This window comes from Pseudomonas sp. 1152_12 (assembly GCF_052850675.1).
In genome coordinates, this window is sequence record NZ_VXCW01000003.1 from 452,646 (window position 1) to 477,502 (window position 24,857).

The 24,857-nt window shown below is 60.0% G+C and carries 26 protein-coding genes and 1 other RNA gene; 11 read left to right on the forward strand and 16 right to left on the reverse strand.

The features are described 5' to 3' along the window. Nucleotides 1-23 precede the first annotated feature (23 nt). From FW764_RS07455 to FW764_RS07470, 4 genes are all read right to left on the reverse strand, one after another. Nucleotides 24-1,142 (reverse strand): ABC transporter permease, encoded by a 1,119-nt coding sequence (locus FW764_RS07455; RefSeq protein WP_446433380.1) that lies wholly within the window; start codon nucleotides 1,140-1,142, stop codon nucleotides 24-26. Then, nucleotides 1,142-3,859 (reverse strand): ribosome-associated ATPase/putative transporter RbbA, encoded by a 2,718-nt coding sequence (gene rbbA / locus FW764_RS07460; RefSeq protein WP_446433381.1) that lies wholly within the window; start codon nucleotides 3,857-3,859, stop codon nucleotides 1,142-1,144. The genes FW764_RS07455 and rbbA overlap by 1 nt, the downstream gene beginning before the upstream one ends. Then, entirely contained in the window at nucleotides 3,856-4,821 is a 966-nt protein-coding gene (locus tag FW764_RS07465; RefSeq protein WP_446433382.1) for an HlyD family secretion protein, read from the reverse strand. Before FW764_RS07465 ends, rbbA begins: the two co-directional genes overlap by 4 nt. A 69-nt stretch (nucleotides 4,822-4,890) precedes the next feature. Next, a complete protein-coding gene (locus tag FW764_RS07470) occupies nucleotides 4,891-5,340 on the reverse strand; it encodes an EVE domain-containing protein (RefSeq protein WP_446433383.1) in 450 nt (149 codons plus the stop codon). A 194-nt stretch (nucleotides 5,341-5,534) separates the two neighbouring features. On the opposite strand from FW764_RS07470, the gene FW764_RS07475 reads away from it, so the two are divergent. Then, the gene (locus tag FW764_RS07475; RefSeq protein WP_165447596.1) at nucleotides 5,535-5,684 is read left to right on the forward strand and encodes a hypothetical protein; all 150 of its coding nucleotides are present in this window, start codon (nucleotides 5,535-5,537) and stop codon (nucleotides 5,682-5,684) included. Between the two features lie 7 nt (nucleotides 5,685-5,691). Here the strand turns inward: FW764_RS07475 and FW764_RS07480 are convergent, their stop codons facing one another. The 4 genes from FW764_RS07480 to FW764_RS07495 all read right to left on the reverse strand — a co-directional run bounded on the left by FW764_RS07480 (nucleotide 5,692) and on the right by FW764_RS07495 (nucleotide 7,112). Continuing rightward, complete coding sequence (locus FW764_RS07480; protein ID WP_446433459.1) at nucleotides 5,692-6,321, reverse strand: 5-formyltetrahydrofolate cyclo-ligase; 630 nt, start codon at nucleotides 6,319-6,321, stop codon at nucleotides 5,692-5,694. 58 nt (nucleotides 6,322-6,379) lie between these two features. Then, nucleotides 6,380-6,558, reverse strand: a non-coding RNA gene (gene ssrS / locus FW764_RS07485) — 6S RNA. Nucleotides 6,559-6,588: 30 nt separating this feature from the next. Further along, nucleotides 6,589-6,906: a cell division protein ZapA gene (locus FW764_RS07490; protein WP_003213956.1), complete on the reverse strand. Its 318-nt coding sequence runs from the start codon at nucleotides 6,904-6,906 to the stop codon at nucleotides 6,589-6,591. Then, complete coding sequence (locus tag FW764_RS07495) at nucleotides 6,903-7,112, reverse strand: TIGR02449 family protein (protein ID WP_003177365.1); 210 nt, start codon at nucleotides 7,110-7,112, stop codon at nucleotides 6,903-6,905. Before FW764_RS07495 ends, FW764_RS07490 begins: the two co-directional genes overlap by 4 nt. 138 nt (nucleotides 7,113-7,250) lie before the next feature. Between FW764_RS07495 and FW764_RS07500 the strand changes: the two genes are divergently transcribed. The 9 genes from FW764_RS07500 (at nucleotide 7,251) to gcvH (ending at nucleotide 16,592) form a co-directional block, all read left to right on the forward strand. Continuing rightward, entirely contained in the window at nucleotides 7,251-7,808 is a 558-nt protein-coding gene (locus tag FW764_RS07500) for a YecA/YgfB family protein (protein ID WP_169851286.1), read from the forward strand. A gap of 20 nt (nucleotides 7,809-7,828) precedes the next feature. Beyond that, on the forward strand, nucleotides 7,829-9,151 hold the full coding sequence (gene pepP, locus FW764_RS07505; RefSeq protein ID WP_446433384.1) for a Xaa-Pro aminopeptidase: 1,323 nt from the start codon (nucleotides 7,829-7,831) through the stop codon (nucleotides 9,149-9,151). Then, on the forward strand, nucleotides 9,148-10,335 hold the full coding sequence (gene ubiH, locus FW764_RS07510; RefSeq protein WP_446433385.1) for a 2-octaprenyl-6-methoxyphenyl hydroxylase: 1,188 nt from the start codon (nucleotides 9,148-9,150) through the stop codon (nucleotides 10,333-10,335). The genes pepP and ubiH overlap by 4 nt, the downstream gene beginning before the upstream one ends. After that, nucleotides 10,328-10,813, forward strand: a complete 486-nt coding sequence (locus FW764_RS07515; RefSeq protein ID WP_407019442.1) for a DUF4442 domain-containing protein — start codon at nucleotides 10,328-10,330, stop codon at nucleotides 10,811-10,813. The genes ubiH and FW764_RS07515 overlap by 8 nt, the downstream gene beginning before the upstream one ends. A gap of 9 nt (nucleotides 10,814-10,822) precedes the next feature. Further along, the gene (locus FW764_RS07520) at nucleotides 10,823-12,040 is read left to right on the forward strand and encodes a 2-octaprenyl-3-methyl-6-methoxy-1,4-benzoquinol hydroxylase (RefSeq protein WP_446433460.1); all 1,218 of its coding nucleotides are present in this window, start codon (nucleotides 10,823-10,825) and stop codon (nucleotides 12,038-12,040) included. Nucleotides 12,041-12,135: 95 nt separating this feature from the next. Then, nucleotides 12,136-13,140, forward strand: a complete 1,005-nt coding sequence (locus tag FW764_RS07525; protein ID WP_446433386.1) for an extracellular solute-binding protein — start codon at nucleotides 12,136-12,138, stop codon at nucleotides 13,138-13,140. A gap of 159 nt (nucleotides 13,141-13,299) precedes the next feature. Beyond that, the gene (locus FW764_RS07530) at nucleotides 13,300-14,916 is read left to right on the forward strand and encodes an ABC transporter permease (RefSeq protein ID WP_446433387.1); all 1,617 of its coding nucleotides are present in this window, start codon (nucleotides 13,300-13,302) and stop codon (nucleotides 14,914-14,916) included. A gap of 157 nt (nucleotides 14,917-15,073) precedes the next feature. Further along, nucleotides 15,074-16,156 (forward strand): glycine cleavage system aminomethyltransferase GcvT, encoded by a 1,083-nt coding sequence (gene gcvT / locus FW764_RS07535; protein ID WP_446433388.1) that lies wholly within the window; start codon nucleotides 15,074-15,076, stop codon nucleotides 16,154-16,156. A 52-nt stretch (nucleotides 16,157-16,208) separates the two neighbouring features. Next, nucleotides 16,209-16,592 (forward strand): glycine cleavage system protein GcvH, encoded by a 384-nt coding sequence (gene gcvH / locus FW764_RS07540; RefSeq protein WP_446433389.1) that lies wholly within the window; start codon nucleotides 16,209-16,211, stop codon nucleotides 16,590-16,592. Between the two features lie 145 nt (nucleotides 16,593-16,737). Here the strand turns inward: gcvH and FW764_RS07545 are convergent, their stop codons facing one another. From FW764_RS07545 to FW764_RS07575, 7 genes are all read right to left on the reverse strand, one after another. Beyond that, entirely contained in the window at nucleotides 16,738-17,880 is a 1,143-nt protein-coding gene (locus FW764_RS07545; RefSeq protein ID WP_446433390.1) for a DegT/DnrJ/EryC1/StrS family aminotransferase, read from the reverse strand. 158 nt (nucleotides 17,881-18,038) lie between these two features. Then, nucleotides 18,039-18,704 (reverse strand): outer membrane protein, encoded by a 666-nt coding sequence (locus tag FW764_RS07550; protein ID WP_446433391.1) that lies wholly within the window; start codon nucleotides 18,702-18,704, stop codon nucleotides 18,039-18,041. A gap of 167 nt (nucleotides 18,705-18,871) precedes the next feature. After that, the gene (locus tag FW764_RS07555) at nucleotides 18,872-19,186 is read right to left on the reverse strand and encodes a DUF2388 domain-containing protein (RefSeq protein WP_043046966.1); all 315 of its coding nucleotides are present in this window, start codon (nucleotides 19,184-19,186) and stop codon (nucleotides 18,872-18,874) included. A 68-nt stretch (nucleotides 19,187-19,254) separates the two neighbouring features. Beyond that, nucleotides 19,255-19,701: an NfeD family protein gene (locus FW764_RS07560; RefSeq protein ID WP_446433392.1), complete on the reverse strand. Its 447-nt coding sequence runs from the start codon at nucleotides 19,699-19,701 to the stop codon at nucleotides 19,255-19,257. A 10-nt stretch (nucleotides 19,702-19,711) separates the two neighbouring features. Next, nucleotides 19,712-20,632 carry an SPFH domain-containing protein gene (locus tag FW764_RS07565; RefSeq protein WP_024077991.1) on the reverse strand — a complete coding sequence of 307 codons (921 nt, stop codon included), beginning with the start codon at nucleotides 20,630-20,632 and terminating at the stop codon, nucleotides 19,712-19,714. A 77-nt stretch (nucleotides 20,633-20,709) separates the two neighbouring features. Then, nucleotides 20,710-22,401: a GspE/PulE family protein gene (locus FW764_RS07570; RefSeq protein WP_446433393.1), complete on the reverse strand. Its 1,692-nt coding sequence runs from the start codon at nucleotides 22,399-22,401 to the stop codon at nucleotides 20,710-20,712. A gap of 81 nt (nucleotides 22,402-22,482) precedes the next feature. After that, the gene (locus tag FW764_RS07575; protein WP_446433394.1) at nucleotides 22,483-22,821 is read right to left on the reverse strand and encodes a hypothetical protein; all 339 of its coding nucleotides are present in this window, start codon (nucleotides 22,819-22,821) and stop codon (nucleotides 22,483-22,485) included. A 126-nt stretch (nucleotides 22,822-22,947) separates the two neighbouring features. Between FW764_RS07575 and FW764_RS07580 the strand changes: the two genes are divergently transcribed. After that, nucleotides 22,948-23,412: an Lrp/AsnC family transcriptional regulator gene (locus FW764_RS07580; protein WP_446433395.1), complete on the forward strand. Its 465-nt coding sequence runs from the start codon at nucleotides 22,948-22,950 to the stop codon at nucleotides 23,410-23,412. Between the two features lie 64 nt (nucleotides 23,413-23,476). Here FW764_RS07580 and FW764_RS07585 read toward each other — a convergent pair whose 3' ends face one another. Further along, a complete protein-coding gene (locus FW764_RS07585) occupies nucleotides 23,477-24,844 on the reverse strand; it encodes a CYTH domain-containing protein (RefSeq protein WP_446433396.1) in 1,368 nt (455 codons plus the stop codon). Between the last annotated feature and the right edge of the window lie 13 nt (nucleotides 24,845-24,857).

The window sequence follows — 24,857 nt, forward strand, 5'->3', positions numbered from 1 at the left end:
TGTGCCAAACCCGCTCGCCTCTATTAAGACGCCAGGCTTTTGCGGAACCTCGCCAGCGCCACCGCAAAAAACACCAATCCGATCCCCGCCAGTGCCAGTAAATCCGGCCATACCACGCTCACACCCGCATCCCTAAATAGAATCGCCGCGCTCAAACTCACAAAGTGCGTCGACGGCGAGCCCTGCATCACCCACTGCAACCACTCGGGCATGCTGTCCAGTGGCGTGCTGCCACCCGACAACAACAGCATCGGGATAATCACCGGGATCGCCAGCAGGCCGAACTGCGGTGTCGAGCGCGCAAGGGTGGCGAGGAAGATTCCCAGCGCAGTACTGGCAAACAGATACAGCGCGGTCACAAACAGGAACAGGCTCATGGAGCCGGCCAGCGGCACACCAAGCAAGCCTTTGACCACCAGCTCCAGCGACAGCCACGTACACAGCACCACCACCAGCATGTTGCTCCAGATTTTCGCCAGCATGATTTCCATCGCGGTCAGCGGCAGCACCAGCAAATGGTCGAGCGTGCCGTGCTCGCGCTCGCGAAGCAGCGCGGTGCCGGTCAGCACGATGGCCAGGATGGTGATGTTGTTGACGATCTGGATCACCGCCAAAAACCAACCGCCTTCCAGGTTGGTATTGAACAGTGCCCGCGTGGTCAGCCGCGCGGGCGTCTTGTCGGTCGCGCCGACCTGGCCGCTGTAGCTCAGCAGCTCACGCTGGAAGATCCTGCCGATATAGCCCGCGCCCATGAACGCCTGGCTCATCGCAGTGGCATCGACGTTCACCTGTACGCCCGGCTGACGCCCGGCTAACACGTCGGCCTGGAAGTTTGCCGGCACGTTGATTACGAAGGTGTATTCGCCGCTGTCCATGACCTTATCCAGTTGGTCATACGCCAGTGGCGCGGGTGGTTGAAACTCCGGCGGTTGCAATGCTTCGGCCATCTTCCGGGACAGCGCGCTGTGGTCTTCATCGACAAAGGCCACGCTGGCGTTGTGCACGCCAATTACCGACCCGGCGGCGGGCATGTAGATCGCGACCGTAAAGGCGTAGGCCAGAAACAGCAGCAACACGCTGTCATGGCGCAGGCTGGTGAGTTCCTTGATGCCCAGGCGCAGGATGTGAGCGAGCTTGTGCATCAGGCCTCCTGCTTCTTGAGCATGATCAAACTCAACCCGGTGAACCCGACAAAAAACCCGAACAGCGCCAGGCACTGTGGCCACAACTGGCGCAGGTCGAGGGCCTTGGTAAAGGTGCCCACCGCAATATCCAAAAAGTGTCCGGCGGGAAACAGCATGCCCATCAGCGCCGCCGCGCCTTCCAGAGACGAGCGCGGCACGATCAGCCCGGAGAACTGGATGGTCGGCAGGCTCGTGATGATCATGGTGCCGAGGATCGCCGCAATCTGGGTGCGGGTGAATGCGGAAATCAGCAAGCCCATACTGGTGGTGGCCAGCACATACAGAAAGCCGCCGAAGGCCAGGGTCAAGGCACTGCCCTTGAACGGCACGCCGAATAGCCAGCGGTTCATCGCCACCAGCAGCGCGAGGTTGACCAGGCTCACGGCGAGGTAGGGCGCTTGTTTGCCCAGCAGGAATTCCAGGCGAGTCAGGGGCGTGGCGTAAAAGTTGGTGATCGAGCCGAGCTCTTTTTCGCGCACGATGCCCAGCGCGGTGAGCATTGCAGGGATAAACGCCAAGATCAGCGCCATCACGCCCGGGCCGATGGCATTCACGCTGACCACGTCCTGGTTGTAGCGAAAGCGCGTTTCAAGCTTGGCGGCGGCTTGAGGGGCACGGGGCAGGCTGCTCAGTTCGGCCATGTGCTGAAGGTTGCCCAGGTGTACGGCTTCGACGTAGTTGCGGCTGGTTTCCGCGCGAAACGGCATGCCGCCGTCGAGCCACGCGGCCACCGTGGGTTGGTGACCGGCGTAGAGGTCGCGGCCAAATCCGGGCGGGATTTCCAGTGCCAGTTTGATTTCCGAACGTTGCAGGCGACGGTGCAGTTCGTTCGCGTCGCTGATGGGCGCTTGTTCGGCGAAGTAGCGTGAACTGCGGAAGGCTTCAAGGTAGGCGCGGCTCTGCGGGGTCTGGTCTTGGTCGTAGACAGCGAAGGCAAGGTTTTCCACGTCCAGGGAAATCCCGTAGCCGAAGATCACCATCATGAACATTGCCCCAAGCAGGGCGAAGGCCATGCGCACTTTATCGCGCAGCAGCTCCTTGCCTTCGCGTCCCGCCACGGCCAATAGCCGAGCCAGGCTGAACCCCTGTTTGCTGACGGGCGGTACGCCGGTTTCGCTGACGGTTTCGCTTGGCGCGGCAGGTTCGGGGTCGCCTTGAGCCTGTTCCAGGCAGGTGACGAAAGCAGCCTCGAGGGTGTCGCCATGGAATTGCTTTTGCAGTGCGTCGGGCGTGTCGCAGGCGAGCACCTTGCCTGCGTGCATCAGGGAGATGCGGTCGCAGCGCTGGGCTTCGTTCATAAAGTGGGTGGACAGGAAGATCGTGACGCCTTGTTCGCGGGACAGCTCGATCAGCAAACGCCAGAAATCATCCCGTGCTGCCGGGTCAACGCCTGAGGTGGGCTCATCGAGGATCAGCACTTCCGGGCGATGCAGCACCGCCACGGCCAATGACAAGCGCTGGCGCAGGCCCAGTGGCAATTCGCCTGACGGTTGCTCGGCTACATCACTGAGGTCGACGCGCTTGATCAACTCGTCGATCCGCGGGCCGGCATCGGCCTTGGGCAAGTCGAACAATTGCGCATGCAGCACCAGGTTCTGGCGCACGCTGAGCTCGCCGTACAACGAGAAACTTTGCGACATGAAACCCACGCGCTTACGGGTCTCGAGGTCCTTGGCATTCACCGGGTTGCCGAGCAGCGTGGCGTTGCCTTCGGTGGCCGGCATCAGCCCAGTGAGGACTTTCATGGTAGTGGTCTTGCCGCAGCCGTTGGAGCCGAGGAAGCCGAAAATCTCGCCCCGGCCGATGGCGAAGCTGACTTTATCCACCGCCGTGAAATCACCAAAGCGTAGGGTCAGGTCGTGGGCTTCGATGGCGATATCGGTATTGCCGCTTTTGCGCGGCGGAATCACCAGCGGCTGATTGTTGTGGGCGCTGTCGCCCTGGAAGTGGGTAAAGGCTTCATCCAGTTTGCCACTGGGTGTGGCGGCCGCCAGTTCGCTGCTCAGGCCGTCAGCGATCAGTTTGCCGCGGTCGAGCATTAGGCAATGCTCGAACTGTTCAGCTTCTTCCATGTAGGCCGTGGCCACCAGCAGTGTCAGTTGCGGGCGTTCGTGGCGTACGGTTTCGACCAGCTCCCAAAAGCGGCGGCGTGACAGCGGGTCGACGCCGGTGGTGGGCTCGTCGAGGATCAGCAGGTCTGGGTCGTGGATCAGCGCACAGCACAGGCCGAGTTTCTGCTTCATGCCACCGGACAGCTTGCCGGCCGGGCGCTCGGCGAAGCGCGCGAGGTCGGTGGCCAGCAGCAGGTTGTGCATGCGCTGCTCGCAGTCGGCTTTCGACAAGCCAAACAGTGTGGCAAAGAAACGGATGTTCTCGCTGATGGACAGTTCGGGATACAGGTTGCCGCCCAGGCCTTGGGGCATGAAGGCGATGCGTGGGTACAGGCTGTTGCGGTGGTGGCGGTCTTCGATAGAGCCGCCGAGCACTTCCAGTTGACCCGCCTGTAGCTTTTTCACCCCGGCGATCAACCCCAGCAGGCTCGACTTGCCCGCGCCATCCGGGCCAATCAAGCCGCAGCGGGTGCCAGCGGGCAGGCTGAAAGCGATATCGACGAGTGCCTGTTGTTTGCCGTAGCGGTGATTTATCCCCGTGGCGTGCAGCGCCAGGTCGGTCATTGCAGGTTGGCCGGCCAGTCGATATCAGCCGTGCGTACGTAACCAGCGCCGGGCATGCCTGGCTTGGCTTGCGGTACGGCGCTGGGTTGAGTCAGGCGCAGCTTGACGCGGAACACCAGCTTCTGACGCTCGTCGCGGGTCTCCACCTCCTTGGGCGTAAACTGCGATTTGTCGGCGACAAAGCTGATTTTCGCGTGCAGTGGTTGCTGGGGCAGGGCGTCGAGCAGGATGCGCGCATCACTGCCGACGGTCAGGCGACCGGTGATGGCGGCGGGCAGGTAGAGGTTCATGTACTGATCATTGGGATCAATCAACAACAAAACTCGGCCACCCGCGCCGAGCACTTCGCCGGGTTCGGCTAGGCGTAACTGGATAATGCCGTCGATGGGCGCCCGCAGGCTGCTGTCGTCGATTTCGCTGTTGAGCTGTGCCACCTGAGCCTGGGCCGCGCCAATGGCGGCTTTCACCGCATTGACCTGGGCTTGCGCGGCAACCACGGCGGCGTTGCCGGTGTTCTGGCGCGCTTGCTGCTGGTCGATCAACTGGCTGCTGGCGAAGCCCCGCTTGTACAGTTCCTGGGTGCGCCTGAGTTCCTGGCTGGCCAGCAGTTGTTCACTCTGGCGCAGTTGCACGTTGGCTTCGGCGGCGGCGAAGTTTTCCTTGGCGCGCAGCACTTCGGCTTCGGCCTGGGCGCGCTGGGCTTCGAGCGTACGGGTGTCCATGCGCGCCAGCAATTGGCCTTTGAGCACCTTGTCGCCTTCGTCCACGCGTACTTCGTCCACACGCCCTGGGATCTTGGCGGCGATCTGCACTTCGGTGGATTCCAGGCGGCCATTGCCCATGCTCAGGCCTTCGGGCAAGCGGTCTTGGGTGGAACGCCAGTAACCGAAGCCACCGGCACCCAGCAACAGGACAATCAGTGCGATGGCGAAAAAGCGGGACAAATGATGGTTCGTAGACATGGCTGCATCCTGCGGCATTAGCGTTCCAGTGTGACCGGTTTTTCCTTTCAGGGTCTTGATATCGATCAGTTAAAGCAAATAGATGATTGCGGCCCACTGCTCAGGCGTGACCGCCATCACCGAAAGCCGGCTGCCCTTTTGCACCAGGGGCAGTTCGGCGAGGGCGGTTTGCTGTTTCAGGTCACCCAGGCCAAGCACTTTGGGGAAGGTTTTAACGTGCGCCACGTTGATCGCACTCCACGGATTTTTCTCTGGGCTGGCCTTGGCGTCGAAATAGTGGCTTTGCGGCTCCAGTGCGGTGGGGTCGGGGTAGGCCGCCTCGATGATTTTGCCGATACCGGCAATGCCGGGCTCGGGGCAGCTGGAGTGATAGAAGAAAAACTCATCACCGACCGCCATGGCCCGCAGGAAGTTGCGCGCCTGGTAGTTGCGAACCCCGTCCCAGCGGGCTTCGCCGAGCTTCTCCAGGCCGTTGATGGAGAGTTCGTCGGGCTCGGATTTCATCAGCCAGTAGGCCATTTTGGGGCTCCTGAAAAAGGCATTGGATAAGTTGTCAGGCAATTCCATGACAAACCGACAGTCGGTTGGCGTCAAGGTTTGCGTGTTGGTTCGCGTTACCGCAGAATGCCCGCTTTTAAGCTTGACGCAGCTGCAACGGACTACTTTGGAACGTTGTTGTCATCGTGTACGAGGTGCCTGAAGGGGGGCAATCGATGCAACGTAAACCGGATTTACTATGGATTTTGGTTATTTTGTTTGGTCTGGGCGTCGTGACCACCGGGTATGCGCAGAGCTTGTGGTCGAACAAGACCGATGCGCCCGTTGAGCTGGCTCAGCAGCAGCCACAACTGTTCAAGCGTTAACACCGTTTCAAGGCGTCGCTGAGTCCAGCGACGTTTCTGCGACATACCAGCGCTCATCGGTGACGGTGCCCGCCAGTGGCACGTCCCAGCTTGCCTGCGCCAGGCGCTCGACTTTCTGACATTCATGGGCCAGACCCAGCAGTGTCGGCGTGCGCCAGCTTTTGCGCCTGGCGAGGTAGGCCAGGCTGCGGTCATAAAACCCGCCGCCCATGCCCAGGCGCCCGCCCACATCATCGAACCCCACCAGCGGCAACAACACGAGATCAAGTGCCCATACCGGGCGCTGGCGATTGGCATTCACGCGCGGCTCAAGAATGCGAAAGCGATTGGGCAACAACTTATCCCCAGGCCGCACACGCTGGAATACCATCTTTGTCCGCGGCCAGGCACTGAGCACCGGAAGGTAAGTGGCCTTGCCCCGTCGCTGAGCGGCGCGCAGCAGCAGGCGCGGATCGATTTCACCGTCCGTCGGTAGATACAAAGAGATATGTTTGGCACGGCGAAACAGCGGGTGCTGTGCCAGTTGCCGATACAAGCCTTGGGCTGCTTTACGTTGTTCGCTCGGCGTCAGCTCGCGGCGAGCCTTGCGCAACATGCGTCGAAGTTGCGGGCGGGAAAGCGGCGCAGGTTCGTTCATGGTTTTTCGGCTCATAAAACAATGCCAGTCCTGGGACTGGCATTGAGTTTGGGAATTCAGGCTCCCCGACAGAGCCGCTGTCGACTTAGCCCTTGAACCCGAAAGTTCAAGGTGGAAGATGCAGTAGGCTTTAAGGCTTTCCGTCTAGCGGACATGCACACCAGCCCAACGTGCAACTTCCAGGGTAGTGCGAATCGGCTCAGGGACATCGCCGACTGGCAAACACGCCAGGGAGTGGGGCGAGTATACCTTAAACAGTCTCGGCAATCAGCCCTTGGGTGGCTCTGGATCGGTAGAAAGCACCAGATCAACCCGCTCCAGCAGGTCACGCACTTGCTCGCGCGTTGAACCACTGGCCTGCACGTCAGGCCGTTCCTGCTTATGCAGCAAATCGTGGGTAATGTTCAGCGCGGCCATCACGGCGATACGGTCGGCGCCGATGACTTTGCCGCTGCTGCGGATTTCACGCATCTTGCCATCCAGGTAGCGGGCAGCACTCACCAGGTTGCTGCGTTCTTCCTGGGGGCAGATGATCGAATATTCTTTGTCGAGGATCTGCACGGTAACGCTATTGCTTGAACTCATGAGTCTTGCTCCAGGGCCTTCAGGCGCGAAATCATCGATTCGACCTTACGCCGGGCGATTTCGTTTTTTTCAATGAGGTGAGCGCGTTCCTCGCGCCAGGTCTTTTCCTGAGCTAATAGGAGTCCGTTTTGACTCTTAAGTTGCTCGACCCGATCAATTAGCAACTCGAGTCTGGCCATCAGCGCTTGCAGGTCGGTGTCTTCCATTGGGTTCCACTGGATTTGTCTGATGAATGGCAACTGCAGGATAAACGATCTGACGCCCTCGATAGTCTTGGTACGTCTGCCGGTGCTAGGATACAGCGCTTCATTCTAGACATTGCGCCGTCTGGCGCCTAGCTCACCATGCCTATTCAGAACTCCCCGTACGATGCTTTTTCCAAACTGCTGAGCACCAGCGGTCATCCTTGCTCGCCTGCCGAACTGCACGGCGTGCTGTTGGGCCGCAGTTGCACCGGTGTTGGCTTTGATGCCGACAACTGGCTGGCTGATGTGGCCGAACTGCTCGAAACCGAGCCGACCGAGAACGTGCGTAACGCGTTGATCGGCTTGCAAGAGATGGTCAAAGGCGAGCTGACCGGCGACGACGTCACCGTGGTCCTGCTGCTGCCGACCGACGACGCGCCGCTCACCGAACGCGCTGCCGCACTGGGTCAATGGTGCCAGGGTTTTCTCCACGGTTTTGGCGTGAACGCCGGCGGCCTTGAATTGAGCACCGACGCAAAGGAGGTGCTGCAGGACCTGGCGGCGATCTCCCAGGTGCAAGACGCCCTGGAAGAATCTGAAGACGGCGAAGGCGACTACATGGAAGTGATGGAGTACCTGCGCGTCGCGCCGTTGCTGCTGTTCACCGAGACCAAAAAATCGGCTGAGCCTGCTACACCCAAGCCGTCGCTGCACTAAGAAAGGAAGCCCACCTGCCCATGATCAATATCCCCAAGGCGGAATACACCCGTCGCCGCAAGGCGCTCATGGCGCAGATGGAACCCAACAGCATCGCGATCCTGCCGGCCGCCGCCGTGGCGATCCGCAACCGCGATGTCGAGCACGTTTACCGCCAGGACAGCGACTTCCAGTACCTGAGCGGTTTCCCTGAACCGCAAGCGGTGATCGTGCTGATGCCCGGTCGCCTGCACGGCGAGTATGTGTTGTTCTGCCGCGAGCGTAATGCCGAGCGCGAATTGTGGGACGGCCTGCGCGCTGGCACCGAAGGCGCGATCCGCGATTTTGGCGCCGATGATGCGTTCCCCATCACCGATATCGACGACATCCTGCCTGGCCTGATCGAAGGGCGCGACCGGGTGTACTCGGCGATGGGCAGCAACGCCGAATTCGACCGGCATGTAATGGAGTGGATCAACGTGATCCGCTCTAAAGCACACCTGGGCGCCCAGCCGCCGAACGAATTTGTTGCCCTGGATCATCTGCTCCACGACATGCGCCTGTATAAATCGGCGGCAGAAGTGAAGGTGATGCGCGAGGCCGCGCGAATTTCTTGCGCCGCCCACGTCAAGGCGATGCAGGCCAGCCGCGCGGGGTTGCATGAATTCAGCCTGGAAGCCGAGCTGGATTACGAATTCCGCAAGGGCGGTGCGAAAATGCCCGCCTATGGCTCCATCGTCGCCGCCGGGCGCAACAGCTGCATTCTGCATTACCAGCAGAATGACGCCGTGCTCAAGGACGGCGACCTGGTGCTGATCGACGCCGGTTGCGAGATCGACTGCTACGCCAGCGACATCACCCGCACCTGGCCGGTCAACGGCAGGTTTTCGCCCGAGCAGAAGGCGATCTACGAGATTGTGCTGGCCTCCCAGGAAGCCGCGTTTGCCGAGATCGCGCCGAACAAACATTGGAATCAGGCCCACGAGGCGACGGTGAAAGTCATCACCGCCGGGCTGGTGAAGTTAGGGCTGCTGCAAGGCGACGTCGACGAGCTGATTGCCAGCGAAGCCTATCGCACCTTTTATATGCACCGCGCCGGCCACTGGCTGGGTATGGATGTGCACGATGTGGGCGAGTACAAAGTGGGCGGCGAATGGCGGGTGCTGGAAGTCGGCATGGCCTTGACCGTGGAACCCGGCATCTATATTTCGCCCGATAACCAGAACGTGGCGAAGAAATGGCGTGGCATTGGCGTACGCATCGAGGACGACGTGGTAGTGACCAAGCAAGGCTGTGAAATCCTGACCGGCGGCGTGCCAAAAACAGTCGCCGAGATCGAAGCGCTGATGGCGGCTGCCCGATGAGCCGCGTCAACCTGGCAATTATCGGTGGCGGCCTGGTGGGAGCCAGCTTGGCGTTGGCGTTGCAGGCGGGTGCGAAGGCGCGGGGCTGGAAGATCGTGCTGATCGAACCCTTCGCGCCGGGTGACAGTTACCAGCCGAGTTACGACGCGCGTTCTTCGGCGTTGTCCTACGGCGCTCGGCAGATTTATCAGCGCTTGGGTTTGTGGCAGGACATTTCCCGTCGCGCCGAGCCGATCAAACAGATTCACGTGTCGGACCGTGGCCGCTTCTCCACCGCGCGCCTGTCCGCCATGGAGGAGGGCGTGCCGGCCCTCGGCTATGTGGTGGAAAACGCCTGGCTCGGCCAATGCCTGTGGCAAGGCTTGGACAAAGAAGTGGTCAGTTGGCGTTGCCCTGCTGAAGTCACCCGCATGGAGCCGCTGCCCGATGGCTATCGCCTGACCCTCAACGATGAAACCGTGCTGGAATGCGACCTCGCGGTATTGGCTGATGGCGGCCGCTCCGGTTTGCGCGAGCAACTGGGCATCGGCGTGAAAACCCGGCCCTATAACCAGAGTGCGCTGATCGCCAATATCACCCCGAGTGAAGCCCACAACGGCGAGGCCTTCGAGCGTTTCACCGATGAAGGCCCGATGGCCTTGCTGCCGCTGCCGGACAACCGTTGCGCGCTCGTGTGGACGCGCATCGGCATGGACGCTCAGCGTCTGGCCAACCTCGATGAGCGCAGTTTCCTCAGCGAGTTACAGGGCGTGTTCGGTTACCGCTTGGGCACCCTGAAGCAAGTCGGCGCGCGGCACCTGTACCCGCTGACGCTGGTGGAAGCTGAAGAGCAAGTACGCTCGCACTTGGCCGTGCTCGGCAATGCCGCTCACAGCCTGCACCCGATTGCCGGGCAGGGTTTCAATTTGTCCCTGCGCGATGCCAGCGCCTTGGCCGAGGCCTTACTGACCGGGCCGGCAGTGCCGGGCGATTTGGCGACGTTGCAAAGCTATCGCGAGCGCCAACGCCGGGACCAGCAACTGACCGTGGGCTTCTCCGATCAAGTCACGCGCCTGTTTGGCAGCGCTCAACCATTGGTGGCCATGGGCCGTAATATGGGCCTGCTGGGCCTGGACCTGCTACCGCCTGCCAAACGCTGGTTCGCCCGTCAGGCCATGGGCTTGGGGACGCGTCCCGATGCGTAAGTGGTTGATCCAGCGTTTGGGTAAAGCGCGGCTGTTGCGTTGGGTCATGACTCTTTATCCGCCTTATCTGGGGGCGGGGATAAGCGTGCAGCACATGAGCGCTGACTTTCGTCATGTCAAAGTGCGCATGGGGCTTGGCTGGTACAACCGCAATTACGTCGGCACGCAATTTGGCGGCAGCCTGTATTCGATGGTCGACCCGTTCTACATGTTGCTGTTGATGGAGAACCTGGGCCGCGACTACATCGTGTGGGATAAGGCTGCGAGCATCGACTTTGTGTCACCGGGTAAAGGCCCGGTATACGCCGAATTTTCCATCGACGAGGCCTTGCTGGACGAAATTCGCAGGCAGACCGAAGGTGGCGAGAAGTACTTGCCCCACCTCAAGGTACAGATTCATGACGGCTCCGGCACGTTGGTGGCGCGGGTCGACAAAACCCTTTACGTGCGGCGCAAGCCGCCAGCAAAGCAGGCTTAAAGCATGGACATGCGCGCAGATGTGCTGATTGTCGGGGCCGGAATGGTCGGGAGCGCCCTGGCGCTGGCGTTGCAGGGCAGTGGTCTGCAGGTGTTGCTGCTGGACGGCAGCCCGCTGAGCGTCAAACCGTTCGATCAGGACGCGGCCTTCGAACCCCGCGTAAGCGCGTTGTCGGCCGCCAGCCAGCGCATCCTCGAGCGCCTCGGGGTGTGGGACGGCATCGTCTCGCGGCGCGCCAGCCCTTATGGCGAAATGCAAGTGTGGGACGGCAGCGGCACCGGGCAGATCCACTTTTCGGCGGCCAGCGTGCATGCCGAAGTACTCGGGCATATCGTCGAGAACCGTGTGGTTCAGGATGCCTTGCTTGACCGCCTGCACGACTGCGACCTGGGCCTTTTGGCCAACGCACGCCTGGAGCAGATGCGCCGCTCCGGCGATGACTGGCTGCTGACCCTTGCCGATGGCCGCAAGTTACGTGCTCCACTGGTGGTCGCCGCCGATGGCGCCAACTCCGCCGTACGTCGCCTGACCGGCACCGCGACCCGCGAATGGGATTACTTGCATAACGCCATTGTCACCAGCGTGCGCAGCAGCCAGCCGCACCAGCGTACGGCGTGGCAACGCTTTACCGACACTGGCCCGCTGGCATTTTTGCCGCTGGTACGCGATGGGCAAGAGGATTGGTGCTCCATCGTCTGGTCGACCACCCCGGCGGAGTCCGAACGCCTGATGGCGCTGGATGATGAACGCTTTTGCCGTGAATTGGAGCGCGCCTTTGAAGGCCGGCTTGGTACGGTGATCAGCGCTGACCCGCGTGTCTGTGTACCGTTGCGCCAACGCCACGCCAAACGCTACGTGGCCGAAGGCCTGGCGCTGATCGGCGATGCGGCGCACGTGATTCACCCGTTGGCGGGGCAGGGTGTGAACCTGGGTTTCCTCGATGCGGCGGTGCTGGCCGAAGTATTGTTGTCAGCGACCGAGCGCGGCGAGCGCCTGGCCGATGTGAAGGTGCTGAGCCGCTACGAGCGTCGGCGCATGCCGCATAACCTCGCGCTCATGGCGGCGATGGAAGGTTTTGAGCGCTTGTTCCAGGCCGATCAATTGCCCTTGCGCTGGCTGCGTAACGCCGGGTTGAAGATGGTCGACCAGATGCCCGAAGCCAAGGCGGTTTTTGTGCGCCAGGCGCTCGGTTTGACGGGGGATCTGCCGGAGCTGGCCAAGCCTTGAGGCGACCGCGCAACATCTGGTAACGCCTCCGTCGAGCGTTACCAAATGTGAGTCTTTATCATTTGCCCTCTTTTTGCAAATGAGAGACCGCACCCATGTTGGCACCCAAACGCCTCCTGACTGCCCTGGCACTCACCCTTATCGGCAGCACCACCGTGCAGGCAGCCGACGAAGTCGTGGTCTACTCATCGCGCATCGACGAACTGATCAAGCCGGTGTTCGACGCCTACACCCAAAAAACCGGCGTACAGGTGAAGTTCATCACCGACAAGGAAGCCCCGCTGATGCAGCGGATCAAGGCCGAAGGCGAAAACGCCACCGCCGACCTGCTGCTCACCGTCGACGCCGGTAACCTCTGGCAGGCCGAGCAAATGGGCATCCTGCAGCCGTTCACCTCGGCGGTGATCGACAAGAACATTCCTCTGCAGTATCGCTCTTCCAGCCACGCCTGGACCGGCTTGAGCCTGCGTGCGCGAACCATCGCCTATTCCACCGACCGGGTAAAACCCGGTGACCTGACCACGTACGAAGCCCTGGCCGACAAGCAATGGGAAGGCCGTCTGTGCCTGCGCACGGCGAAGAAGGTCTATAACCAGTCGCTGACCGCGACGCTGATCGAAACCCATGGCGTGGCGAAGACCGAAGAAATCGTCAAGGGGTGGGTCAACAACCTGTCCACTGACGTATTCTCCGATGACATCGCCGTGCTCGAAGCCATCAACGCCGGGCAGTGCGACGTGGGTATCATCAACACTTACTATTACGGGCGCCTGCACAAGCAGAAGCCAGACCTGGCGGTGAAGCTGTTCTGGCCGAACCAGGGCGACCGTGGCGTGCATGTGAACCTGTCGGGCATTGGTCTCACCAAGCATGCGCCACACCCGGAAGCCGCCAAGGCGTTGGTCGAATGGATGACCACGCCTGAGGCGCAGAAAATCTTTGCCGATGTGAATCAGGAATTCCCGGCCAACCCGGCCGTGCCGCCATCAGCGGAAGTCGCAACCTGGGGCAAGTTCGTGGCGGATACCTTGCCGGTGGAAGTCGCGGGCAAGCGTCAGGCTGAGGCCATTCGGTTGATGGATCGCGCTGGCTGGAACTAAATTTTAGAACGCCGCAGATCAAATGTTGGAGCGGGCTTGCTCGCGAATGCGTCGTGTCAGTTGATACATGCGTGACTGATACACCGCTTTCGCGAGCAAGCCCGCTCCCACATTGGTGGATGGTGCTTTCAAGACAACTGACACTCTGAGAGTTTTTCCTTGGCTCACCCCGCCCAACGCCGCTGGTACCTGCCGGTTTTTACCGTCGCCGCCCTGGTGCTGCTGCCGCTGAGCGTGCTGTTGCTGTCCTGGCAAAGCATCGATCAACAGATCTGGTCCCACTTGTGGGAAACCCAGATGACGCGTCTGCTGGGCAACACCCTGACGCTGGTGCTGGGTGTCGGTGTCGGCGTAACGCTGTTGGGCGTGAGCCTGGCCTGGTTGACCAGTCTCTGCGAGTTCCCTGGGCGGCGCTGGCTCGACTGGGCGTTGATGCTGCCTTTCGCGATTCCGGCCTATGTGCTGGCCTTTGTGTTTGTCGGGCTGCTGGATTTTGCGGGGCCGGTGCAAACCCTGCTGCGTGAAGGTTTTGGAAATGGCTTGCGCCTGCCGCGCGTGCGTTCCACCAGCGGCGTAATCATCGTATTGGTGCTGGTGTTCTATCCCTACGTCTATCTGCTGGCGCGCACGGCGTTCCTCGCTCAGGGCAAAGGCTTGATGGAGGCGGCACGGGTGCTTGGCCAATCACCATGGCAGTCGTTCTGGCGTGTGGCGCTGCCCATGGCGCGGCCGGCGATTGGTGCTGGCGTAGCCTTGGCGCTGATGGAAACCCTGGCGGATTTCGGCGCTGTCTCGGTATTCAATTTCGACACCTTCACCACGGCCATCTACAAGACTTGGTACGGTTTTTTCAGCCTGTCCAGCGCCGCCCAACTGGCCAGCCTGCTGCTGTTGGTGGTGATGCTGGTGCTATACGGCGAACGGCGCGCGCGAGGTGCCAGCCGTCCGAGTAATGAACGGCCACGGGGCAAGGCGTTGTACCACCTGCGCGGGTTCAAGGCCGCAGCGGCCAGTACCTGGTGTGGCTTGGTGTTCGCGTGCGCCTTTGTCATCCCTATGCTGCAACTGGTCGTCTGGTTCTGGCAGCGCGGGCGGTTCGATCTGGATGAGCGTTATACCGGGTTGATCATCCACACCGTCTACTTGGGCTGCATCGCGGCCCTGATCACGGTCAGCGTGGCGTTGATATTGGCCTTTGCCAAACGTCTGTCGCCGACACGGGCAATTCGCTCCGGCATCAGCCTGGCCAACGTCGGCTATGCCTTGCCTGGCTCGGTGCTGGCAGTGTCGATCATGTTGGCGTTCAGTTACCTGGACCGTGAGCTGGTGGTGCCGTTGTCGGGTTGGCTCGGCGGCGCGGGTAAGCCCTTGTTGCTCGGCAGCCTGTCGGCGCTGGTGCTGGCCTATCTGGTGCGCTTCCTGGCGGTGGCCTACGGGCCGTTGGAAAACAGCCTCGCGCGAATCCGCCCAGCGTTACCCGAAGCCGCACGCAGCCTCGGGGTGAGTGGACCGCGACTGTTTTGCAAAGTGTATCTGCCGCTGTTGCTGCCGGGCACGTTGAGCGCGGCGCTGCTGGTGTTCGTCGATGTGCTCAAGGAAATGCCCGCGACCCTGCTGATGCGCCCGTTTGGCTGGGATACCCTGGCGGTGCGGATCTTTGAAATGACCAGTGAAGGGGAGTGGGCGCGGGCGTCGCTGCCGGCGCTGACACTGGTGTTGGTGGGCCTGTTGCCAGTGATCGGCCTGATCCGGCGCTCCGCCCGGCAAATCGGTTAGGTGCCAGTCCTACGGCTTACGGCTACAATGCGCGGCATTCGGTGCGCTCCGTCTTTTGGAGCGAGTCGCTGTATATCGCTGCAGGCCTTGTAATTCGGTATGTTCAGCGTAAAGCGGCAGCTCTGCGCATCTTCGCCAAGCCCGGAAGGAGAAACCCATGGGACAGCGTACGCCTCTGTATGACCTGCATCTCGCCCTTGGCGCGAAAATGGTCGATTTTGGCGGTTGGGATATGCCTCTGCATTACGGCTCGCAAGTTGAAGAACACCATCAGGTGCGACGCGACTGCGGGGTGTTCGATGTATCTCATATGACCGTGATTGATGTCACAGGCCTTCAGGCCAAGGAATGGCTCCAGCACCTGCTGGCCAATGATGTCGATCGTTTGCATGGCTGCGGCCGTGCGCTTTACAGCGCCATGCTCAATGAGCAGGGTGGCGTGGTGGACGACATGATCGTCTATCGCACCGAAACCGGTTACCGGCTGGTGGTCAACGCCGCTACGCGTGATCAGGATATGGCCTGGATGCAAGCGCGGCTGGGCGACTACTCGGTTCAGCTGCATGAGCGGTCAGAATTGGCCATGCTCGCCATACAAGGCCCGCACGCCCGGCAGAAAATCTCCGAGCTGGTCACCCAGTCTCGCGGCACGCTTATCCACCAGCTCAAGCCCTTTGAAGGCCAGGCAGAGGGCGATTGGTTTATCGCCCGCACGGGTTACACCGGTGAAGATGGCCTGGAAATTGTCCTGCCCGCCGATCAGGCTCCGGGTTTTTTCAACGACCTGGTCGGCGCCGGCATTTCCCCCATTGGCCTGGGCGCTCGCGATACCCTGCGCCTGGAGGCCGGTATGAACCTGTACGGCCAGGACATTCACCAGAATGTTTCGCCCCTGGCGGCCAACATGGCCTGGAGCATCGCGTGGGAGCCGGCCGAGCGTCAATTCATCGGTCGCGCTGCCCTCGAGGCGGAAAAGGCTGCGGGTGTGCAGTTCAAATTGGTCGGGTTGGTACTGGAAGAGCGTGGCGTTTTACGCGCTCATCAAGTGGTTCGTATCGCCAATGTTGGCGAAGGGGAGATCACCAGTGGTAGTTTCTCTCCTACGCTGAGCAAATCCATTGCCCTGGCGCGTGTACCGACGGCGACTGCCGATCGGGCCGAAGTGGAAATCCGCGGCAAGTGGTACCCGGTTCGAGTGGTCAAACCGACCTTCGTGCGCCATGGCAAAACCTTGATCTAACTATTTCCGGCAGGCCAAAGGCCGCTGACATTTCTTCTTGAGGACACAGACTATGAGCGATATCCCTGCCGACCTGCGTTTTGCCGAGAGCCACGAATGGGCCCGTCTGGAAGCTGACGGCACCGTGACCGTCGGTATTTCCGACCATGCTCAGCAAGCGTTGGGTGATGTGGTGTTCGTTGAGCTGGCGGAAGTTGGCGCCCCGTTTGACGCTCAAGGCCAGGCTGGCGTGGTTGAGTCGGTGAAGGCTGCTTCGGATATCTACGCCCCGGTTGCTGGCGAAGTGATTTCCGTGAACGAGGAGCTGAGTGGCAGCCCTGAGCTGTTGAACTCCGACCCGTACGGCGCCTGGATCTTCAAACTCAAGCCAAGCAACCCGGCTGATCTGGAAAAACTGCTGGATGCCGCCGGCTACAAAGCCGCCATCGGCGAGTAAACGCGAGCAGTTGGAACAGCACAAATCAATGTGGGAGCTTGCTTGCCTGCGATGCAGACGCCTCGGTGTAGCGGTTACACCGTGTTGATGCCATCGTAGGCAAGCCAGCTCCCACAGTTGATTGCGGATAGCTGGCAGTTTGTTTTCAGCTCGCTTTCAGTACCGCTTTAACCGCAGCGACCGACCGCTCCACGTCCGCCTCTGTCATCGCCGTGAACATCGGCAACGACACGATCAAACGCCCAACACGCTCCGCTACCGGGAACATGCCTTCCTTGAAACCCTGTGCCCGATACAGGCTCAGCAGGTGGATCGGCGGGTAGTGATAGCCAATGCCGACACCGTGGGCCTGCATTTGCTCCATGAAGGTTGCGCGTGCAGGCAGGCCGTCCTGGCGCTCCGGCAATACCAGCTGGAACAGGTGCCAGTTGCTGTTTTCGAAATCCGCCGGCGGCAATTGCGCGCCGTACTGTGCTTCAAAGTCACTGCCGAAGCACTTGAAGTAGTGTCGTGCCAGGTTCTGGCGATGGGCAGTGATCTTCTCGATATGGGCAAATTGCCCCAGGCCGATAGCTGCGGCAATGTCGGTCATGTTGAACTTGCCGCCCAGCACATCCACATCCAGACCATCGAAACCGGTACGGGTAACGCCCTGCAGGCGATACTTTTCGGCCAGGCGAGCCTCTTCGGCGTTGTTCAACACCAGGCAACCGCCCTCGGAGGACGTGATGTTCTTGTTCGCCTGGAAGCTGAACGACACGAAGTCGCCGGTGGCCCCGATACGCTCGCCGTCCCAGCTGGAGCCCAGTGCCTGTGCGGCGTCTTCGATAATGCGCAGGTTGTATTTGTTGGCCAACGCATAAAGCATTGGCATATCCAGCGGCAGGCCCGCCAGGTACACCGGGATGATCGCTTTGGTGCGCGGAGTGATTGCCGCTTCTACCTGGGCCAGGTCGATATTGCGGGTGACCGGGTCGATATCGGCAAATACTGGTGTGGCGCCCACTTCCAGAATCACGTTGGCCGTGGCGACCCAGGAAATCGGCGTGGTGATAACTTCATCCCCAGGGCCAATACCGGCCACGCGTAAGGCAATCTCCATGGTGCAGGTGCCGGAGTTGAATGTGCGCACCGGCCGGCCGCCAAAGTATTCCGACAGTTGCGCTTCGAATGCCTGCACTTTAGGCCCGCTGGTGATCCAGCCTGAGCGCAGTACATCGCCGACCGCCGAGATGGTGGCTTCATCAATGGTAGGTTTGGAAAACGGCAGAAAGGGCTGTTGGCTCATAACGACGAAGGCATCCGTTTCAGATAGGCGATGAGTGAGGGGCGTATCAGTACCGGCATGGTTGCACGGTTCGACTGAATATAGCCTGTCGCCCGTGAATGAATCGTCATATAAGGCACAAAAAATGCCGCTTTGTCAGCGGCATTTTCAGTGGCGTGTCAGAAGGACAGGCGAGCTTCAAAAAACACATTCTGCTCTTTGAGCTTGCCCTTGAGCTGCTCATCCTTGGCATTTGCCCGGTTGACGAAGGTGTTGTAGCCGGTTTCAACCTGACCCATGTCCACGTAACGCCAGCCGGTGCCCAGGGTCAGTTTTTCGCTGACCTTGGCGTCCAGGCCCAGGCCTACGCTATAGGCGAAGTTGTATTGGCGGTTGCTGGCGAACTGACGGTTAGGGTTGCCCTGATAACCCTCGGCGTCAATGTGCACGATACCCATGCCGGCCATGCCGTAAAACGACAGCCAGTCGTTAAGCGGGATGTTTTTATAGCCGTTGAGCATCAAGCGCTGGCTATCGATTTCAAGACGGTTGACGTTGGCGTTGAAGGGCGCCCAATAGGCGTCGAACGTCGAGCTGTTGCGTGTAGTGTATTCGCCCTCCAGGCGCCAGCCCTCGGCAAAGGCATACCCTGCTGCGAATGAGCCGGTGAATGCTTTGTTGCTGTCGGGTGCATCTATCTGATGAGTGACGCGTGGGCTGGTCAGCAAGGAACTGGAGAGATTCTGACGGGTACTGTTGAGCTTTGCCGAGCCGTACCACCCTTCTGCCTGGGCATACGGTGTGATGATCGCGGCGAGGAGTAGAAGGGAAGACAGTTTTTGCATGGTGGTCGATTCGCTGGTGGAAAAGGAATCGGTAGCTTGTGGTCGCCCTCGTGAAGTGGTCGACAGGACTTATCCTGTTCAGGCACCCATGTCTGTGCCGTCAAGGTAGGAAAAGTCAGCGCAAAAAAATGCCGCTCCAAAAGAGCGGCATTTTTTACAGGTCGCCGTTACTCGGTCACAGCATTTTTCGCGAGGATAGCGTTGGCCAATTCCATATCGGTGGCTTTGAGGCCAGGGTTATCGGCGCGGACTTTCTGCATGGCAGCTTCAAGGTATGGGCCACGGATGCCGCCGTCGCTGGCAACAAAACTACCAGCGTCATCTTGGGCGGCGACTACCAGTTTGTGGTCCTTGAAGGTCAAGTACGTCGAGCCGGTGGTGGCGCCGGACGAGATGACATTGCGCCAGAAGCTGTCGGCCATGGCTGAGCCGACAGGTAGGGAAAGCACAGCGAGGGTCGCGACAGCATATTTGAGACGCATGGGGGTGACTCCGGGTGGGTTATCTGAACAGTTTGATTGTAGATAACCCAATCGAGTTCCATCACTGACTAAACAGTTTCGACCTGTAAAACCACGCCATCCTGACCGATGACACGTACATGAGCGCCTATTGGGCTGTCCGGCCCGGTTGCCATCCACACGCTATCGCCGACTTTTATCTTGCCCCGACCATCTACGATCGCCTGGTGCACCATGAAAGTGCGCCCTATCAATTCCGAGCCACGCATGTTCAGCCCCGGCTGGTCGCTGACCTTGGCACTGCTACGCTGGCGTTTCCACCAGTACACTGCCGTCAGGATCGATAACACAGCGAATAGCAGCAGTTGCCATTCCAGCCCGAGCGGCGGGATCAGGAACTTGATCACGCCCACGGCGGCGGCGGCGATCCCCATCCATAGCAGGTAGCCACCGGCGCCGAACACTTCAAGAATCAGTAGCACCGTCCCCAGTGCCAACCAATCCCAGAACGACAGATGCTGCAGGAAATCCCACATCACAATGGCCTCAGCCTTTCTTATTATCGAAGGTTGCCTTGACGATTTCGCCGATACCACCGACGGCGCCAATCACTTGGCTGGCTTCCAGCGGCATCAAGATGACTTTGCTGTTGTTGGCCGAAGCCAGTTTGCCCAAGGCGTCGATGTATTTTTGCGCGACGAAGTAGTTGATGGCCTGCACGTTACCGGTGGCGATTGCTTCGGAAACAACCTGTGTCGCACGTGCCTCTGCTTCCGCTTGGCGTTCACGGGCTTCAGACTCCAGGAATGCCGCTTGACGCCCACCTTCGGCTTCGAGGATCTGCGCCTGCTTCTTGCCTTCGGCGGTCAGGATCGCCGATGCCCGAAGGCCTTCGGCTTCTAGAATCTGTGCGCGCTTGATCCGCTCGGCTTTCATCTGGCCGGACATGGCGGCCATCAGGTCGGCAGGCGGGCTGATGTCCTTGATCTCGATCCGGGTAATCTTGATGCCCCACGGTGCTGTGGCTTCGTCCACGGTGCGCAGCAGTTTTTCGTTGATACCGTCACGCTGGCTCAGCATTGCATCCAGCTCCATGGAACCGAGCACAGTACGGATATTGGTTTGCAGCAGGTTGCGGATGGCATGCTCGAGGTTGTTGACCTCATAGGCGGCCTGGGCGGTATTGACCACCTGGAAGAAACACACGGCGTCGATTTGCACGGTGGCGTTGTCGGCAGTGATGACTTCCTGGGGCGGGATATCCAGCACGCTTTCCATCACGTTGATCTTGCGACCGATGCGGTCCATGACCGGGATGATGATATTGAGGCCGGGTTTGAGGGTGTTGGTGTAGCGGCCGAAACGCTCGACTGTCCATTGGTAGCCCTGAGGCACCACTTTAAAACCCATGAACAGGATGGCAACGGCCAAACCCACGAAAAGAAGCAGTACGGTTCCGATCTGCATTGCGATTCCCTATCTGATGATGTCAGTGAAACAGCGTTTGGCTGATTGTAACGGTCTGGTCACAGATAAGGACGGTTTCATGGCCCAACAATAAAAGCATTTGTATCTGAATCCCCAGGTGTTACCCGCAAGACTTCCGCCATTGTTGTCAGGCCGGCGTTCACTCTATCGATACCGGTCATGCGCAGGCTGCACATGCCTTGCCCAAGCGCGGCCCGGCGTAGAGCCTGCGTGTCGGTGCCAGGGGTAATAAGCGCCTTGAGCTTTTCGTCCATGACCATGATTTCGTAGAGCCCGGCCCGGCCCTGATAACCGCTGTCACGACATTCCAAGCACCCGGCCGCCTCATGGACGTTATTCGACGCGTTCACCGCACGCTTGCAGTGGGGGCACAACAGCCGCACCAAGCGCTGCGCCATCACGCCTATCAGCGTAGCTTTGATCAAATAATGAGCAATGCCGAGTTCTTGCAGGCGACTGATAGCGCTGGGCGCATCGTTGGTATGCAGCGTTGATAGCACCAGGTGCCCGGTCAATGCGGCCTGCATCGCCATTTCTGCAGTTTCCTGGTCACGAATTTCACCGATCATGATGATGTCCGGATCTTGGCGAAGCAGGGCGCGAATACCGCTGGCGAAGCTCAGGTCGATATTGTGCTGCACTTGCATCTGGTTGAAGGCGGGCTCGACCATCTCTATCGGGTCTTCCACCGTGCACAGGTTGACCTCTCGGGTCGCGAGCTGCTTGAGCGTGGCGTAGAGCGTGCTGGTCTTGCCCGAGCCGGTCGGTCCGGTCACCAGGATGATGCCGTTCGCCTGGCTGGTCATGCTGTGCCAGCGCTGTTGGTCCTCGGCCGACAGGCCAAGCTGGTCGAAATCCTTGAGCAGTACCTGCGGGTCGAAAATTCGCATCACCAGTTTTTCGCCGAATGCCGTCGGCAATGTTGAGAGACGCAGTTCCACTTCGGCCCCCATCGGGCTCTTGGTCTTGACCCGGCCGTCCTGGGGTTTGCGCTTTTCCGCCACATTCATGCGGCCTAGGCTTTTCAGGCGGCTGACGACGGCCATGGTGACCTGGGGAGGGAACTGATAGACGTCATGCAGCAACCCATCGATACGAAAACGCACCCGGCCCTGGTCGCGACAGGGTTCTATATGGATATCGCTGGCCCGCTGACCAAAGGCGTACTGCAGCAGCCAATCGACGATATTGACGATATGTGCGTCATTGGCGTCCGGTTCTTTGTCGCTGGCGCCGAGGTTGAGCAGTTCGAAATTGCCAGCCGCTGTCACCTTTTGGTCAGCGCCGCTGACGGACTTGGCCAACCGGTAAAACTCGTCGATGCAACGCTGAATATCCCGGGGGTTGGCGACTACGCGCTTGATCGAGCGCTTGAGTACCTGCGCCAACCCAGCCTCCCATCCGCTGATATAGGGCTGGGCGCTGGCGACGGTAACGGTCTGCGCATCCACCGCCACCGCAAGGATGGCGTGGCGTTGTGCGAAGGCGTGAGACATCAATGGCACTAACGCCGCGGCGTCGATCTTCAACGGGTCGATACGCAGATAAGGCTGCCCGACGTGCTGGGCAAGCCATTGAGTTAAGGTTTCCAGGCAAACCCCTTCAGCCGCGATGCATTCCAAAGGATGTTGAGTTGCGGGTGCCGTCGCCAGCTTATGCGCCACTTGCGCTGTAATCAGACCCTGCTCGACCATAGCAGGCAACAGTCGGTGCAATTCCAATGGGTGATCATGCAAGGCAGTGGGCATGGGATTTCCTGGGTGGCGTCGGGCGTAATCCCAGGCTAGTCAGCCCCTGAAAAATCACCTCCTAGGGTGTATTGCAGGTTTTTACTGCGCAACCGCTGTCACGATCTGAGGCCGCAAGGCATCAGCTGGCCCCAGCTCCAACGAACACACGCTGATCAGGTTTCGAATCTTTTCACCGATCACTTGGGCGCGGTGCCAGCTCAAACCATCGATCAAAATATCTATGCTCAGAGAGTCTCCTTCGCGATTCACATTGACCTGTTGCGGCGTCAGGAACTGCAGTGCGAAATAGTTCAGCACCCGGCACAGCACGTCCGGTTCAGCTTCGGCCACGATCTGATAAAGCGCCTGGCAATGAGCGCTGTTGACTGCCCACGCATCGTCGCGGGTGGTGGGGTGGTTGGTTTCGACCGCGTGCATGCTGACTCTCCGGAATGACTGGAGAAATTTTCACATTCTCCAACGGAGATTTCTTATCTAAGATGGGCTTGAATCGCAGATACTTGAGTAATGTAATTCAAGATAAGCAAGGAAATAGGTATTTTTATGCGCAGTGATTTGGACGCCTACGACCGCCGCATCCTTGCCCTGTTGCAAGAGGACGCTTCGCTTTCCAGTGCGCAGATCGCCGAACAGGTAGGCCTGTCGCAGTCACCGTGCTGGCGACGTATCCAGCGGCTCAAGGACGAGGGCGTCATTCGCGGCCAGGTCACGCTGCTGGACCGCAAGAAAATCGGCCTGAACACGCAGATTTTTGCCGAGATCAAACTCAACGCCCACGGCCGATCCAACTTCACGGAGTTCACCGATGCGATTCGTGGGTTTCCGCAAGTGTTGGAGTGTTATGTACTGATGGGTGCGGTGGATTTTCTGCTGCGCATCGTAACCTCGGATATTGAGGCGTATGAGCAGTTTTTCTTCGAGAAGCTGTCGATGGTACCGGGGATTCAGGAGGTGAATTCGATTGTGGCCTTATCTGAGATCAAGTCCACCACCAGCCTGCCGGTTTAGCGCCGAACCTGTGGGAGCGAGCAAGTCGCACCGCCGCTCCCACAGTTGATCGAATTGCGCGGTATTACAGGCGCAGCAGGGTCTTCCAGGCACGGTTCTGATACACCGCAATCGCCTGATGCATACGCGCATCCAGCGATTCATCGGTAATCGGCTGGTTAGCCAGTTGCGCCAGCTTGTTCAGCTCGCCATACAAACGGTCCAGTTCAGGAATATCCACCACCTGACGTGCATGGTGCAGCCAAGCCTGGATACGTTCGATGCGCGGCAGTTGTTCGGCCAGGTCTTCCGGTTGCTGCTGGTAACGCGACAGTTGCAGGGCAACGGCGTCGTCAGCCAACAAGCGTGGCAGCCAGTTGGTGATCTGCGCGGCGCCCTGGCGGTTACCACGCACGTTGCGGTCGGCAGTCCAGCTGCGGGCCAGCAACCAGCGCGAGGTGTTCAGCGAGAACAAGCCCCAGCGCACGTCTTGCAGTTCTTCAATAAACTGTTCCGGCGCGGCTTTGCGGATGTCTTCGTCGTCGTCACCGGCCTGCACCAGTGGGCGCCAGTCTTCCAGCAACGCATCCAGTGCGCTGCGCAGTTCGCTGGTGGATTGACGTGGAGCGGCTTGACCGAGGCTGCCGATCAGCGCACGCAGTTCGCCGAGGTTTTCGACCCAGTCCTGCAGCAGGCGCCAGTGGCCATTGAAACGGTATTGCTCAGCCAGGCGCTGGCTGCTGCCCAGCAGGTGCCACATGATCGCGGCGAACGCATCATCCAACGGCATTTCGGCCTGGATCTGCGGGGCCGGCAGGCTCAGCGAGTAGCTGCTGGCGTCGTACAGCCGGTAGCCCCGTTCGGCCTTGCTGATGTCGCACGGCATCAGGGCCAGGGTCGCGGCGAGTTCGGCTGCCAGCTCGAGCAGGGCGGCCGGTTCACCTTCGCGCAGTTCCAGTTCCAGCTCGCAGATTTCTTCTTTCTGTTTGCCGACCACAACATGGCCCAGGTCCAGAGCTGCTTCGATCACCACCTTGGCCTTGCCACGGCCCCAGGCGATTTCGGCGCGTTCACGCACGAAGTCGGTGGTGAATATCGGTTTGAGGGTCTTCTTGTCCAGCTCGGCCAATTGCTCGGGCCAGCACTCGCCGTCGAGTTTCTTCACGTCGAGCTTGGCTTTGGGCAGGTCCCAGTTGTACTCGTTACGCTCCGACAAGCCGGCGACACTCTGGCCGCGGGTCTTGAGGGTTTGGATGATTTCGTCACCGTCCTTGCGCAAACGCAGGGCAACTTTGGCCTGTGCCAGGTCGCGTTCGGGGGTGTCGAAATACTGGTTCATCAACTCACGGCGTTCCCAGCCACTTTTGTTGCGTTTTTTCAGTAACGGGTGCTCACGCAGCGCGGCGAGTGTTTCGCGGCTGACGCGGAGCTTGATTTCGGTTTCTTTCTGCATGGCCGGAAAATCC